The 14,004-nt window shown below is 70.4% G+C and carries 16 protein-coding genes, 1 tRNA gene and 1 pseudogene; 7 read left to right on the forward strand and 11 right to left on the reverse strand.

Annotation, left to right across the window (positions count from 1 at the left end; all coding sequences use genetic code 11):
- The first annotated feature begins 50 nt into the window (after positions 1–50).
- Together C1M51_RS15770 and C1M51_RS15775 are read left to right on the forward strand one after the other, a co-directional pair.
- The gene (locus tag C1M51_RS15770; protein WP_129451282.1) at positions 51–1,529 is read left to right on the forward strand and encodes an NAD-dependent succinate-semialdehyde dehydrogenase; all 1,479 of its coding nucleotides are present in this window, start codon (positions 51–53) and stop codon (positions 1,527–1,529) included.
- A 29-nt stretch (positions 1,530–1,558) separates the two neighbouring features.
- On the forward strand, positions 1,559–2,455 hold the full coding sequence (locus tag C1M51_RS15775) for an aspartyl/asparaginyl beta-hydroxylase domain-containing protein (protein ID WP_129452230.1): 897 nt from the start codon (positions 1,559–1,561) through the stop codon (positions 2,453–2,455).
- Here C1M51_RS15775 and C1M51_RS15780 read toward each other — a convergent pair.
- The 4 genes from C1M51_RS15780 to C1M51_RS15795 form a co-directional block, all read right to left on the reverse strand.
- Entirely contained in the window at positions 2,449–3,447 is a 999-nt protein-coding gene (locus C1M51_RS15780; RefSeq protein ID WP_129451284.1) for a diguanylate cyclase domain-containing protein, read from the reverse strand. The genes C1M51_RS15775 and C1M51_RS15780 overlap by 7 nt on opposite strands.
- A 46-nt stretch (positions 3,448–3,493) precedes the next feature.
- Positions 3,494–3,567: transfer RNA gene (locus tag C1M51_RS15785), tRNA-Gly, on the reverse strand.
- A gap of 44 nt (positions 3,568–3,611) precedes the next feature.
- Complete coding sequence (locus C1M51_RS15790; protein WP_129451286.1) at positions 3,612–4,112, reverse strand: hypothetical protein; 501 nt, start codon at positions 4,110–4,112, stop codon at positions 3,612–3,614.
- Between the two features lie 79 nt (positions 4,113–4,191).
- Positions 4,192–5,172 carry a helix-turn-helix domain-containing protein gene (locus C1M51_RS15795; RefSeq protein ID WP_129451288.1) on the reverse strand — a complete coding sequence of 327 codons (981 nt, stop codon included), beginning with the start codon at positions 5,170–5,172 and terminating at the stop codon, positions 4,192–4,194.
- Positions 5,173–5,305: 133 nt separating this feature from the next.
- Between C1M51_RS15795 and eat the strand changes: the two are divergent.
- The 3 genes and pseudogenes from eat to eutC all read left to right on the forward strand — a co-directional run.
- Positions 5,306–6,637, forward strand: a pseudogene (gene eat, locus C1M51_RS15800) (ethanolamine permease); the annotation flags it as partial.
- Positions 6,638–6,644: 7 nt separating this feature from the next.
- Entirely contained in the window at positions 6,645–8,054 is a 1,410-nt protein-coding gene (locus C1M51_RS15805) for an ethanolamine ammonia-lyase subunit EutB (RefSeq protein ID WP_129451292.1), read from the forward strand.
- Positions 8,054–8,851, forward strand: coding sequence for an ethanolamine ammonia-lyase subunit EutC (gene eutC, locus C1M51_RS15810; RefSeq protein ID WP_129451294.1), 798 nt, complete (start codon positions 8,054–8,056; stop codon positions 8,849–8,851). The genes C1M51_RS15805 and eutC overlap by 1 nt, the downstream gene beginning before the upstream one ends.
- Positions 8,852–8,863: 12 nt before the next feature.
- On the opposite strand, the gene C1M51_RS15815 is transcribed toward eutC, so the two are convergent.
- From C1M51_RS15815 to C1M51_RS15825, 3 genes are all read right to left on the reverse strand, one after another.
- Positions 8,864–9,370: an SRPBCC family protein gene (locus tag C1M51_RS15815; protein ID WP_129451296.1), complete on the reverse strand. Its 507-nt coding sequence runs from the start codon at positions 9,368–9,370 to the stop codon at positions 8,864–8,866.
- A 230-nt stretch (positions 9,371–9,600) separates the two neighbouring features.
- Positions 9,601–10,080 (reverse strand): hypothetical protein, encoded by a 480-nt coding sequence (locus tag C1M51_RS15820; protein ID WP_129451298.1) that lies wholly within the window; start codon positions 10,078–10,080, stop codon positions 9,601–9,603.
- A 109-nt stretch (positions 10,081–10,189) separates the two neighbouring features.
- On the reverse strand, positions 10,190–10,666 hold the full coding sequence (locus C1M51_RS15825; protein WP_129451300.1) for an LEA type 2 family protein: 477 nt from the start codon (positions 10,664–10,666) through the stop codon (positions 10,190–10,192).
- A gap of 90 nt (positions 10,667–10,756) precedes the next feature.
- On the opposite strand from C1M51_RS15825, the gene C1M51_RS15830 reads away from it, so the two are divergent.
- Both C1M51_RS15830 and C1M51_RS15835 read left to right on the forward strand, forming a co-directional pair.
- Entirely contained in the window at positions 10,757–11,227 is a 471-nt protein-coding gene (locus tag C1M51_RS15830) for a DUF1772 domain-containing protein (protein ID WP_011830010.1), read from the forward strand.
- A 32-nt stretch (positions 11,228–11,259) separates the two neighbouring features.
- Complete coding sequence (locus C1M51_RS15835; RefSeq protein ID WP_129451302.1) at positions 11,260–11,469, forward strand: DUF3565 domain-containing protein; 210 nt, start codon at positions 11,260–11,262, stop codon at positions 11,467–11,469.
- Positions 11,470–11,633: 164 nt separating this feature from the next.
- Here C1M51_RS15835 and C1M51_RS15840 read toward each other — a convergent pair whose 3' ends face one another.
- From C1M51_RS15840 to C1M51_RS15855, 4 genes are all read right to left on the reverse strand, one after another.
- On the reverse strand, positions 11,634–11,990 hold the full coding sequence (locus C1M51_RS15840) for a helix-turn-helix transcriptional regulator (RefSeq protein WP_011830012.1): 357 nt from the start codon (positions 11,988–11,990) through the stop codon (positions 11,634–11,636).
- Positions 11,991–12,084: 94 nt separating this feature from the next.
- A complete protein-coding gene (locus C1M51_RS15845) occupies positions 12,085–12,411 on the reverse strand; it encodes a hypothetical protein (RefSeq protein ID WP_242499796.1) in 327 nt (108 codons plus the stop codon).
- A gap of 44 nt (positions 12,412–12,455) precedes the next feature.
- A complete protein-coding gene (locus C1M51_RS15850) occupies positions 12,456–13,013 on the reverse strand; it encodes a TlpA disulfide reductase family protein (protein ID WP_129451305.1) in 558 nt (185 codons plus the stop codon).
- Complete coding sequence (locus C1M51_RS15855) at positions 13,006–13,869, reverse strand: MBL fold metallo-hydrolase (RefSeq protein ID WP_129452231.1); 864 nt, start codon at positions 13,867–13,869, stop codon at positions 13,006–13,008. The genes C1M51_RS15850 and C1M51_RS15855 overlap by 8 nt, the downstream gene beginning before the upstream one ends.
- Positions 13,870–14,004 lie beyond the last annotated feature (135 nt).

Raw genomic sequence — 14,004 nt, forward strand, 5'->3', positions numbered from 1 at the left:
GTGGAACAGGGTCGGCGCGTATCATCGAAAACCGGTTCCGGAGACACCGCATGGACATGAAGAATTCGCCGCTGGCCACGCTGGCCGACCCCACCCTGCTGAAGACCGCCGCGCTGATCGATGGCGCATGGGTCGACCGCGGCGAACGCTTCGCCGTCACCGACCCGGCCACCGGCCAGGCCCTGGCGCAGGTGGCCAACCTGGGTGCACCCGATGCCGAGGCCGCCCTCGCCGCCGCCACGCGCGCCTGGCCGGCCTGGCGCGCCAAGACCGCCAAGGAACGCGCTTCGGTGCTGATGAAGTGGTACCAGCTGCTGCTGCAGCACGCCGACGACCTGGCCCGCATCATGACCGCCGAGCAGGGCAAGCCGCTGGCCGAGGCCAAGGGCGAGGTGGGCTACGGCGCCAGTTTCATCGAGTGGTTCGCCGAGGAAGCCAAACGCGTCTACGGCGAGACGGTGCCGACCACCGACAACAACAAGCGCTACCTGGTGCTGAAGCAGGCGATGGGCGTGTGCGCGGCCATCACGCCGTGGAACTTCCCGATCGCGATGATCACCCGCAAGGTCGCGCCGGCGCTGGCCGCCGGCTGCCCGGTGGTCATCAAGCCGGCCGAGCAGACGCCGCTGTCGGCGCTGGCCGTCGCCGAGCTGGCGCAACGCGCCGGCATGCCGGCCGGCGTGCTGAACGTGCTGACGGCCGACGCCGAGCGCTCCATCGAGATCGGCAACGTGCTGTGCGCCAGCGACACCGTGCGCCACCTGAGCTTCACCGGCTCCACCGAGGTCGGCCGCATCCTGATGAAGCAGTGCGCGCCGACCATCAAGAAGCTGAGCCTGGAGCTCGGCGGCAACGCGCCCTTCATCGTCTTCGACGACGCCGACCTCGACAGCGCCGTCGAGGGCGCGATGATCAGCAAGTACCGCAACGCCGGCCAGACCTGCGTGTGCGCGAACCGGCTCTACGTGCAGGCCGGCGTCTACGACGCCTTCGTCGAGAAGCTGGCGGCGAAGGTGAAGGCCATCAAGGTCGGCAACGGCTTCGAGGCCGGCGTGACCCAGGGACCGCTGATCGACGAGGCGGCGCTGGCGAAGGTGGAATCCCACGTGGCCGACGCGCTGGCCAAGGGTGCGAAGCTGCTGACCGGCGGCCAGCGCATCGGCGAGCGCTTCTACGCGCCCACGGTGCTGGCCCAGGCCACGGGCGAGATGCTCTGCGCCCGCGAGGAGACCTTCGGCCCGGTGGCGCCGGTGTTCCGCTTCGAGACCGAGGCCGAGGTGGTGGCGCTCGCCAACGACACCGAGTTTGGCCTGGCCAGCTACTTCTACAGCCGCGACGTGGGCCGCATCTTCCGCGTCGGCGAGGCGCTGGAGTACGGCATGGTCGGCATCAACACCGGCCTGATCTCGACCGCCGAGGTGCCGTTCGGCGGCGTCAAGCAGTCGGGCCTGGGCCGCGAGGGCTCGCACCACGGCATCGACGACTACGTGGAGATCAAGTACCTCTGCCTGGGCGACATCCAGAAATGACCCCCTGCTGAGCCACGGCCATCATGGAACTGCGTCACTGGGTGCTCGTCGTCTTCCTCGCCTCGGCGTTCTTCATCCATTTCCGCGGCAAGGTGCGCTTCCCGCTGAAGCGGGCGCTCGACTTCACCATCCTGCTGGCGCCGGTGAACGCGCTGATGTACCTGTTCTCGCGCGTGCCGGCCAAGGCCTACCTCGACCCGCAGCAGTTTCCGGAACTGGCGCCCCTGCAGGCGAACTGGCAGACCATCCGCGACGAGGCGCTGAAGCTCAACGACGAGGGCCAGATCCGCGCCGCCGCGAGCTACAACGACATCGGCTTCAACTCCTTCTTCCGTACCGGCTGGAAGCGCTTCTACCTCACCTGGTACGGCAAGGAACTGAGCAGCGCCAACGCGCTGTGCCCCCAGACCGTGGCGCTGCTGAAGAGCATCCCCAGCATCAAGGCGGCGATGTTCGCGTCGCTGCCGCCGGGCGCGACGCTGGTGCGGCACCGCGACCCCTACGCCGGCTCGCTGCGCTACCACCTGGGCCTCACCACGCCCAACGACCCCGGCTGCTTCATCGAGGTGGACGGCCAGCGCTACCACTGGAAGGACGGCGAAGTGGTGATGTTCGACGAGACCTTCATCCACCACGCCGCCAACGAAACCCAGCAGCAGCGCGTGGTGCTGTTCTGCGACGTGGAGCGCCCGCTGCACACCGCGCCGGTGCGCTGGTTCAACCGCGTCTTCGCGACCCACGTGATGGCCGCCGCGTCGTCGCAGAACGAGGCCGGCGACGAACCGGTGGGCGCCATCAACCGCTTCTTCGCGTTCGCCTACCAGCTGCGCCTGAAGGCCAAGGCCCTGAAGGCCAGCCACCGGCAGGTCTACTACGCCGGCAAGTGGCTGCTGATCGTCGGCCTGCTGTGGCTGCTGTTCTACTGAGCGCCGCCTGATCCCGCCGGGCCCGGCGCCGGGCCGTCGTCCCCGCGCTCGTCGTTGGCCGCCTCGACCGGGCCGCGCTCCATGTGGTTGGCGAAGCCGGCGCGGCCCAGCGGCGCGGCGCCTTCCGCCGCCGCGCTGGCCTGGCGCCACAGGCTCCCGGCGTCCTTGCCGTGCTCGGGATAGCGCGCAATGCCGGCGCGCGCGGCCACCGCGAGATCGTGCGTGCCGATGCGCACCGGCCGCGTCAGGCTACGCACCAGCTTGGCAGCCACGCGGTCGGCCGCGGTCGGTGTGTCGATCCACGCCAGCAGCACCGCGAACGCGTCGGCGCCGACCGAGGCCACCACGTCGCTGGCGCGCAGCGCGGCGCGCAGCCGCACCGCCAGCTTGCGCCGCAGCGCGCCCAGCTCGGCCGCCGACGCGAGCTGCGTCGCAGCCGTCGCCAGGCCTTCGAGGTGGATCACCACCAGGGCCATCGGCGCGGGCTCGCGCTCGCGCAGCGCCAGCAGGTGGTTCACGTGCTCCAGCAGCTGCATCTGATTGGGCAGGCCGGTGGCCAGGTCGGTGGCGTAGGCACGGCGCGCCAGCCGGTCCAGGCGCTGGCGGACCACGGCCTGGTGCAGCGCCGGCAGCAGCCGCTCGGCCGCGGCCAGGTCGGCCGACGGCAGCAGCGCCTGCACGCCACGCTCCAGCAGCGCCTGCGCCAGCGCGGCGGTCGGCCGCTCGGTGGCCACCAGCACGGCGGCATCGCCGGCGTCGGCCTGCCACCACGGCGCCGTCACGCTGGCAGCCAGCGCCTGCACGTCGGCCGCCGCAGGAAGGTTCAGCAGCAGCGCGTCGCAGGCCGCGGCGCGCAGCCGCTCGCGCGCCTCCTCCGGCGAGGCGCAGGCCTCGACCGTGCAGCGGCCCCAGCCCGCGACGGCCAGCGCCGCCGGCCCCGGCGCCCCGGTCAGCGGGCCGACCAGCAACACGCGGCGGCAGTCATCAGCCATCACCGGCTCCGGGCACGAAAAAGGCCACCAGGGTGGCCTCGGAATGTGGAGCGGGTGAAGGGAATCGAACCCTCGTATGAAGCTTGGGAAGCTGCCGTTCTACCATTGAACTACACCCGCGTATGGCGCGGATTCTAGCGTTCGGCGCGGCGCGGCGGCCTGGCTCAGGCTCCCGCCAGGGCCTGGCTCAACTGTCGCAGCACCTGGAAAAGATCCAGCGCGCCCAGCAGGTGCAGGCAGACACCGATCGCCAACGCGCCCACGGCGATCTTGAACGCGATGGCGAGCAGCTGGATGGTGATGTGGAGCGCCGCGCCGGCCAGCGCACCGGCCACCGCGGCAACGGCGCCATACACGGCCAGTTGCGCGAGACCCAGGTTCATGCCGAGGTAGCCATAGCCGACGACAAGGACGGCGCACAGCCAGGCACCGCCGGAGGCCATCTGCCCGAGAGACAAGGGCCCGGACGATGTGTCGGTGCCGCCGCCGCCGTACGCTTCGGAGCCCGTGGCGACCGGAGCCGGATCTGCAGTGCTCCTTTGGGTCTTGACCCGTTCGAGTTCCTGCAGATAGGTCTGCGTGTACTGCGTCGAGGAATTGCCGGGCAAGGCTCGGCCGTTGCGGGCCGCGTGCCGTGCGTCGATGTCGTCCCAGGCGTCCGGCATGAAGCTTCCCCTCGTTGCGTCGATCGACTCGCTGCGCCGGCCGAACGACGGAGGCCCCGCGCTGCGAGCCGCACCCCACTCACCCCGCGCGCCGCAGCCCCCTCGCCAGCGTCTGCGACGCCCGCTCACCGAACTGGCGCCGGTAGTCGGCCGCGAAGGCGCTCTGGTTCCAGAAGCCCCAGCGGGCGGCGGCGCCCTGCACCGTCAGGCCTTCGCCGGCCTCGCGCAGCATGCGGCGCACGCCGTTGAGGCGCACGCTGCGCAGGTAGGCGAGCGGGTTCACGCCCACCTCGTCCTCGAAGGCGTACTGCAGCGTGCGGCGGCTCACGTGCAGCGCGGCGCAGAGTTCGGGCACGCTGGGCGGCGCGTCGGGACGGCGCTCGACGAACTCGTGCGCCTGCACCACCAGGCGCCGCCGCGCGCTGGCGTTGCCGCGCTCGCGCCGCTCGGGGCCGCGCGCGCCCAACAGGCCGGCCACCACGTCGAGCATCGCGCTGCGCAGGTCGCAGGACACGCCGGCCCCGGCCAGCACCAGGATGGCGCGGGCATGCACCAGCGCCGCATGGCGCCGTGCCGGGTCGGCCGCCCACCAGCCGGCACCGCCGGCCCGCGGCAGCACCAGCCCGGGCGCGTGCGCCTGCAGCGCCTCGCGCGAGACGACGAAGCCGACGATGTCGTGTCCGGCCGGACTCACCAGCTCGAAGCCGCCGTCCTCGCCGCTGACCATCACGCCGTCGGCACCGACCAGGCGGCCGTCCAGCCGCGAGCCGTCGTCGGCGACGGTGATGCCGCACCACAGCGCGCCCTGCCAGACCTCGCAGCGCTGGCGCAGGCGCTGGCTGGTGCGCTCGCGGAACAGCTGCACGCCCGCACTCACCGCCTCGTCGAGCCGGCCCTCGAAGCCGCCGCTGCCGAGCTGGTCGTATGCCTGTCGCCAACCTGACAGGTGCGAGGCGTGCTCGTCGACGTCGGTCGAGCGGTGCGAGCGCGCGCACCACGGAGCGTCCTGCCGTGCGGCGTGGTCGGGCACGTCCTGCGTGCTTGCGGTGCCGTTCAACATTGCCGATTTCCGCTAACGCTCCCTCTGCGCTCTGTCTACGCTGATGCAAACACCGCGCCAACTGCGGGGACTTTCACATCATCCGGAGGGATTACGCATGAGTACAAGTACGGGACCGGGGCTGAACAAGTCCCTCTCGACCCTGCAGCTGTGGGGCATCGCGGTCGGCCTGGTGATCTCGGGCGAGTATTTCGGCTGGAGCTACGGCTGGGCCGGCGCCGGCACGCTGGGCTTCCTGGTGACGGCGGGCTTCATCGCGCTGATGTACACCACCTTCATCTTCAGCTTCACCGAGCTCACCACCTCGATCCCGCACGCGGGCGGCCCGTTCGAGTACGGTCGCCGCGCCTTCGGTCCGACCGGCGGCTACATCGCCGGCTACGCCACGCTGATCGAGTTCGTGTTCGCGCCGCCGGCCATCTCGCTGGCGATCGGCTCCTACCTCGCGGTGCAGTTCCCGGGCCTGGACCCGAAGACCGCCGCGGTCGGTGCCTACCTGATCTTCATGACGCTCAACATCCTGGGCGTGCAGATCGCGGCCACCTTCGAGCTGGCGGTGACGCTGATCGCGATCTTCGAGCTGCTGGTCTTCATGGGCGTGGTGGCGCCGGGCTTCTCGATGGCCAACTTCGTCAAGGGCGGCTGGTCCGGTGAGGACAGCTTCAGCCTCGGCTCACTCGGCGGCATCTTCGCCGCGATCCCGTTCGCGATCTGGTTCTTCCTGGCGATCGAGGGCGTGGCCATGGCGGCCGAGGAGGCCAAGGACCCAAAGCGCTCCATCCCCATCGCCTACATCGGCGGCATCGTCACCCTGCTGCTGCTGGCCACCGGCGTGATGATCTTCGCCGGCGGCGTGGGCGACTGGACCAAGCTGGCCAACATCAACGACCCGCTGCCGCAGGCGATGAAGGCGATCGTCGGCGAATCCAGCGGCTGGCTGCACATGCTGGTGTGGCTGGGGCTGTTCGGCCTGATCGCCTCCTTCCACGGCATCATCCTCGGCTACTCGCGGCAGATCTTCGCGCTGTCGCGCGCCGGCTACCTGCCCGAGCTGCTGGGCAAGGTGCATCCGCGCTTCCACACGCCGCACATCGCGGTGCTGGCCGGCGGCGTGGTGGGCATCCTGGCGATCTTCAGCGACGAGCTGATCTCCTTCGGCGGCCAGACCCTCACCGCCAACATCGTGACGATGAGCGTGTTCGGCGCGATCGTGATGTACATCGTCAGCATGGCCAGCCTGTTCAAGCTGCGCCGCAGCGAGCCGAACCTGGCACGGCCCTTCCGCGCGCCCATGTTTCCGCTCTTCCCGGCCTTCGCGCTGGCGGCGGCCGTGGTGTGCCTGGCCACGATGGTGTACTTCAACCCCTTGGTCGCGCTGCTGTTCGTGGGCCTGGGCGTCGTCGGCTACGGCTATTTCCTGCTGACCCACAAGCGCCGCGAGCGGGCGGCGCTCGCTGCGGCATGATCGACGCATGGCCTACGCGCACTCCATCGGCCCTCGGCGCTACAGCTTCGACGACCTGCGCACGTTGATGGCCCGGGCTTCGCCCGCGCGCTCCGGGGACGAACTCGCCGGGGTCGCGGCGCGCAGCAGCGAGGAGCGCGCCGCCGCACAGATGGCGCTGGCGGCACTGCCGCTCAAGACCTTCCTGAACGACGCGCTGGTGCCCTACGAGGACGACGAGGTCACCCGCCTCATCCTCGACAGCCACGACGACGCCGCCTTTGCCCCGATCGCCCACCTCACGGTGGGCGACCTGCGCGACTGGCTGCTGTCCGACGCGGTGGACGGCGACACGCTGCGCGCTGCGGCGCCGGGCCTGACGCCCGAGATGACCGCGGCGGTCAGCAAGATCATGCGCAACCAGGACCTGATCCTCGTGGCGCGCAAGTGCCGCGTGCGCACGCGCTTTCGCGACACCATCGGCCTGCCCGGCCGGCTGTCGACGCGGCTGCAGCCCAACCACCCGACCGACGACGCCGCGGGCATCGCCGCCAGCACGCTCGACGGCCTGCTCTACGGCAGCGGCGACGCGGTGATCGGCATCAACCCGGCCACCGACAACGTGGCCCAGGTGACGCGGCTGCTGCAGATGCTGGACGCGGTGATCCAGCGCTACGAGATTCCTACGCAGAGCTGCGTGCTGACCCACGTGACCAACACGCTGCAGTGCATCGAGCGCGGTGCGCCGGTGGACCTGGTGTTCCAGTCGATCGGCGGCACGGAAGCCACCAACCGCAGCTTCGGCATCGACCTGGCGGTGCTCGCCGAGGCGCACGACGCGGCGCTGTCGCTGCAGCGCGGCGCGCTGTTCGCCGACGACGGCGAGCGCGGCCGCAACGTCATGTACTTCGAGACCGGCCAGGGCAGCGCGCTGTCGGCCCAGGCCCACCACGGCTGCGACCAGCAGACCATCGAGGCGCGGGCCTACGCGGTGGCGCGGCGCTTCGAGCCGCTGCTGGTGAACAGCGTGGTCGGCTTCATCGGCCCTGAGTACCTGTACGACGGCAAGCAGATCATCCGCGCCGGCCTGGAAGACCATTTCTGCGCCAAGCTGCTGGGCCTGCCGATGGGCTGCGACATCTGCTACACCAACCACGCCGAGGCCGACCAGAACGACATGGACGTGCTGCTCACGCTACTGGGCGTGGCCGGCTGCAGCTTCATCATGGGCATTCCCGGTTCGGACGACGTGATGCTGAACTACCAGACCACCTCCTTCCACGACGCGCTCTATGCGCGCCGCGTGCTGGGGCTGCGGCCGGCGCCGGAATTCGAGCGCTGGCTGGAAGCCATGCACATCACCCAGCCGGGTGCGCCCGATCGCCTGGTCGAGGCGATGCCGCCGGCCCTGGCCCGCCTGCTGGAGCCGCCGCGCTGATGGACCACGGCCCCGTCATCGCCAACCCCTGGAGCGTGCTGCGCCGCCACACGCCGGCGCGCATCGGCCTGGGCCGCAGCGGCATCAGCCAGCCCACCGCGCCGCAGCTCGACTTCCAGCTCGCGCATGCGCAGGCGCGCGACGCCGTGCACCGGCCGCTGGACCACGAGGCGGTGGACGCCGCGGTGCGCGCGCTCGGCCTGCCGACGCTGGCGCTGCACAGCGCCGCCGCCGACCGTCACGTCTACCTGCAGCGGCCCGACCTGGGCCGGCGGCTCGACGAGGCCTCCGCCGCGCGCCTGGCCGCCTGCACGGCCGACGAACAGGCCGATCTCGCGCTGGTGGTGGCCGACGGGCTGTCGGCGCTGGCCATCGAGCGCCACGCCGCGCCCTTCATCGCCGAGCTGAGGCGCGTGCTGGCGCGCGACTGGCGCTGGGCGCCGGTGGCGATCGTGCGGCAGGCGCGGGTGGCCATCGGCGACCCGATCGGCGAGGCGCTCGGCGCCCGGCTCGCGGTGGTGCTGATCGGCGAGCGGCCCGGGCTCAGTTCGCCCGACAGCATGGGCGTCTACGTCACCTGGTCGCCGCGCGCGGGCCGGGTCGACGCCGAGCGCAACTGCATCTCCAACGTGCGCCCCGAAGGCCTGCCCCTGCCGCAGGCCGCCGCGCGCCTGGCCTGGCTGCTGGGCGAGGCGCGCTCGCGCCAGCTCACCGGCGTGGCCTTGAAGGACGACAGCGGGCCGGCACTCGAGACGGGCGCGGACGACGCCGGCAGCTTCCTGCTCGCGCCGCCCTGAGCCGTCTTCCTGTTACTTGACGACGGCCGGCAGGTTGTCGAGTCCGGCACGGTAGACGCCGGAAATCACCTTCTTCGCCTCATCGTCCGAGACGCCTTCCTTGGCCTTGAAGGTGGACGACCAGGTCACCGTGGCGCCGCCCTTCGCCTTCGCGACCTTCAGCGTCGAGACATAGCCGGTCACCGGCAGCGGCGAATCGGTGATGCGGTACTTGTAGGTCATCGACGAAGCGCTGTACGACAGCAGCTCCTCGGTGATCTTCGCGCCGTCCTTGGTGGTCAGCACGCGCACCGTGCCCTGGGTGTTGCCCTTGCCCTTGGTGATCTCGGTGCCGCCGATCGCCGGGTGCCAGTTCTGCCAGCCGTCGAAGTCCTTGATGGCGGCGAAGGTCTTGGCCGGCGTGGCGGCTACGTCGACCTTCTCCGTGACCGAGAGCGTCTTGCCCGCGGCCAGCGCGCCGCCGGTCGCGAATGCGAGCGAGAGAAGGATGCCGAACGTACGGTGGCCTGCTGCAGTCATGTTGTCTCCTGAGTTCTTGACGGACGGAATGGCGAACGCCGCGCGGCGTCGGAAGACACAGAGCGCGCGGCACCCGCTGCGATGCTATGTCCGACCCGTCCGCTCCGACGCATGCCGCAGCGGGCAACTTGCCCGCGCTGCGTCCTGCGTCGGCGCCTTGTCAGCCGCGGGAGGTCATCGAGGGCTGCCGGGTGTCGCCCAGGTGACAGCGCAACCCGCGTACGCCGCCGTCAGCGATCGCGCTCGCGGCCGCTCACCGTCTGCGCATCGAGCCCGCGCGCCGGCGATTCGGCCACCTGCGGCAGGTCGTCGCCGTGCTCGATCAGTTCCTCGACGATCAGGCGTCCGTACTTCTGCGCGCGCTCGGCGTTGAAACGCCGCGCCACCGAGGCGACGCGGCGTGCCTGATCGTCGGAGGGCGCGCGAACCACCAGCCAGTGATAGCCCCGCTCGGCCAGCGCACGGTGCGCCTTCACAAGGTTGAGCTCCTGCCCGAGCGAGGCAAGCGGGCTGGCGTCGGCCAGTTGCCCATCGATCTGCTCGATCATCGCGGCCGGCGTGTAGCTCCGCACCGTGTCGGGCCCGTGGAAGCCGGCCTCGACCAGCGCGGCCTGTGCGAAGCGCAGGTCGGCATCGCTGGGGAAGGAGATCACCACATGACCGACCGGCTTGAACACGCCGTAGGCTTCGGGGACTTCGTGATGGCTCATCGGCAACTCCTGTTGAGGTTGCCGCCATCGTGGCCTCGCCGGCACCGCCTGACGATCAGCCGACCGCGCCCCTGCGTGTGGGCCTGGGCCTACAGCCGACGGCCCCCCTTCAGCGGCCCGGCGCGGGGCTGCCGAAGGCCGCGATGTCGAGCTGCCCTGTCGACTCGAAGCGCAGCGCCGTCCCCACCGCGCCGGCCAGCTTGCCGCGCAGGCGGTAGTCGAGGCTGCGCACGTCGCGCGAGGGCAGGCCGAGCATCTGGCGCACCGCGGCGATCGCCGAGACGCTGGCCGGCACGCCGATCACCGCCTCGCCGAAACGCGGCACGCTGCCGGCCGCGTCGCTGACGCCGCTGGCGAAGGGCTGGCCCATCAGCTCGAGTTCCATCGAGAGACCGCGGTAGTCGATCGGCGCATCGTTCGGGTTCTGCACGCGCAGCTTGACCAGGAAGCGCAGTTCCAGTCCTTCGCCGGGCAGCGCCTCGAGGCCGGCCACCGACACCCGCGGTGGATCGCGGCCGGACAGGCCGGCGCACGCGCCGACGGCGAGCGCGGGAACGAGCAGCAGGAGCCGGCGACGACGGGGCATGGTGCGCCATCATGCGCCACTGCGGCCCGGTAGAGTTCGGGCGAAGACCATCCCGGCCCCGGCCGACGACCGCCGACCGCGCCCCTCCTCATGCTGACCACGCTGCCCTTCCTGGTGTGCCTCGGCGCCGGCCTGACCGGCGGCGTGTTCTTCGCGTTCTCCGCCTTCGTGATGAAGGCGCTGGCCGAGTTGCCCGCGGAGCACGGCCTGGCTGCCATGCAGCGCATCAACCGGGTCGTGCTGAACCCCGGCTTCCTGGGCCTCTTCATCGGCACCACGGTGCTGGCCGCCATCTGCATCCTCGCCGGCTTCTTTCCGTGGGGAAGCACGCGCTCGGCGCTGTTGCTGGCCGCCGGCCTCTGCTATGTGATCGGCTCGTTCGGCGTCACCGCCGTCTGCAACGTGCCGCGCAACGAGCGGCTCGCGCGGCTGGACAGCGGATCGGCGGAGGCCGCGGCCTACTGGCCGGTCTATGTGCGCGAGTGGTTGCGGTGGAACCACGTGCGCACCGCCGCCTGCCTCGCGTCCGCCGCCGCGGCGGCCGCGGCGCTGACCTGCTGAACCGCGACGCGCACGCCCTGCACAGGCCAGCGATGGACCAGCGCATCGTCGGCTTTCATCGGGACGACGAAGGCCACTGGGTCGCCGAGCTCGAGTGCGGCCACAACCAGCATGTGCGCCACGACCCACCGTGGACGAACCGGCCGTGGACCACCACCGCCGAGGGCCGCGACGGCGCGCTCGGCAAGCGCCTGGCCTGCAGGAAGTGCGATCAAGGCGCGCCGCGCGACTGGCGGAGCTGAGTCGGCCCGAAGCGTTCGGATCGACCGCCAAGGCGCCTGTTCCGGGCCCTTGCGACACAGGCAGTCGAGGAGCTTCTTGACGGCGCTCAGGGATGCGCGATGCGCTTCGCGCTGCTGGTTCAAGCGCTTGAACAGAGCGCCGAATTCCGCATCCTGCCCTTCACTCAACCCTGCCTGAGCGTCGGCATCAGCCGATCGGACACGGGGATGCTGGCATCGCCGTCGATCTCGGTCGCGATCTGGTTGCAGACCGCTCGACACAGGGTGGCCGCACGCTGGCTCTTCAGGTTGTAGAAGATCTGGGTGCCCTCACGCCGTTTGCCCAGGATGCCGGCGCGGTACAGCGTGGAGAGGTGCTGCGACATGTTGGGCTGCGTGGTGTCGATCTCCGCAAGCAGCTGCGAGACGTTCTTTTCGCCATGGCACAGCGCGCTGATCAACCTCAGGCGGATCGGCGTCGACAAAATGGAAAACAGGTCCGCCGCCGAGGAGAAGACGGCCTCTGACTCTTCCTGGCTCACCGGGATTCCTTCGGGTGTCGTTCAATTGCCATCGTAGCGGATTCTGCGCTTCCTGCACTACTTGCGCATATATCAAATCATGGCCTCCCACCCCTCACTTGAAGCGGTAGTGATCCCGTTGCAGCACGGCTGCGATCGCGGTGACCTCCTCGGGGAACAGGCCGAGACCCAGCTCGGTGTTGCACTGCTCGACCATGCCACGCAGCAGCCCGGGCGTGGTGATGCGTTCACCGGGTCGGAACACCGCGGACCCGTCCCCGCCGAACTTCGTGGCGTGGCATTGCTGGCACTTGTGCTCCGTCATCAGCCGCTGGCCCATCGCGAGGTCGGCGTCCTTGAAGATGTCGAGGCCCTGGGCACCGGCGCCCGCCGCCGCCAGGCAGGCGATCGAGGCGCAGATCCGGCGAACGGTGGAGACCATGGACGACTCCTCGGAGGACGTGGCGGTCCGGGCCGGACCGGGCATCAGGTGGCGCATCGCGAAGTGTCCGGCATGCCCGCGGTCCGGTCCGGTCGATCCGCCAGCCGGAGCAGGTCCAGGACGTCCTCCTCGAACATTTCGCCGGGTATCGACTGCAACAAGCGTCCCGACCGACCGACCGCGCACGTCATCGGAATGACGTTGCGGGAGGTGAAGAGCGGCCGGAGCCGCTGGGCGCTCACCGAGACCGGAAAGCCGTAGCCGCGGTCGGCCAGATAGCGGCGCACGACGCCGGCATCGCGGTCGACGGCGACACCGAGCACCCGCAGCCGCTGACCGGCGCTGGCACGGTGGAGCTTCTCGACGTGTTCGTTGTGCCGTCGGCAGAACGGGCAGGTCGTCGACCAGAACACGACAACGGCCGCGGTGTCCTTCCAGTCGGCCGGTTGCAGGACCGTTCCGTCCACCAGGGCGATCGTCGGCCAGTCGATGGCCGGCGACGCACCCGGTTGTGCCGACGCGGCCGGCATCGGCAGCAGACCTCCGGCCGCCGCGGCCAGCATCGCGCGGCGTGACCACTCCCGCCGCGGCAGTTCAGTCACGTTCCTGCTCCATCTGCAGATAGGTGTTGTAGGCGTTCATTCGGTTCGCCGCGCCGAACAGCGGCAACCCCTCGAAACGAGACCAGTCGGCCTTCCGATAGGCGTCCTCGAAAGGCTCCAGGTTGCGGGCCGCGTCACCCATGGTCTGTCGCAGGTAGAGCAGGTAATCGTGCGTCAGGCGGATGTCCTCGGCGGGTTGGCGTGACGGCGGGCCGTGTCCCGGCACCATGACCCGGATGTCGAAGCGCAGCAAGCCGTCGAGCGATGCGATCCATCGCCGGCTGTCCGCCTGGCCCACGAAGGGGATGCGACCCCGGAACACCGTATCGCCGGCGAACAGCACGAGCTCGCGGGGTACGTGAACCACCATGTCCTCGGGCGTGTGTGCCGGCCCGACGGCGCGCAACTGGAACTCGAATCCACCGACCTTCAGATCGGTATCGCCATCGAGCCAGACGTCGGCCGGCACGAGCCGCGTGGTTTCGTCCACCCACGGAAAGAGCGTCAGACGGCTGGCCTCCAGCCGCTGTCGTGCGGTGTCGGAGTTCAGGTACTCGAGGGAACGCCGCTGCGCCACGACGGTCGCGCCTGCCGTCTTGAACGCCTGCAGTCCGTACACGTGGTCGGCGTGATAGTGGGTCACCAGCACATGGCTCACCGGCTTGTCCGTGATGCGGCGGATCTCCTGCAGCAGGCGCTCGGCGAGCGGCGGCGAGCCGAGCGCATCGATGACCACGACCGAACTGTCGGTCACCACGAAGCCGGCGTTCGAGATGAAGTTCTGGTTCGAGGCCGACCCGAGGGCCGTCTCGCCCTGCACGAAGTAGCTGTGCGGCGCCACCTGCTCGGCGTGCATCGCCACGGTCACACCGTTTGCCTGCGCATGCGCGCCCGGCAGCAGTGCATACAGGCCGAGCGCCACCGCGATGCGGCGCGACGCAGACCGCCATCGGCCTCCGAGGCCTCGGGGTGCGGGCAGACCCTGATGGTG

This window comes from Methylibium sp. Pch-M (assembly GCF_004136295.1).
GTDB classification, from domain to species: Bacteria; Pseudomonadota; Gammaproteobacteria; order Burkholderiales; family Burkholderiaceae_C; genus Methylibium; species Methylibium petroleiphilum.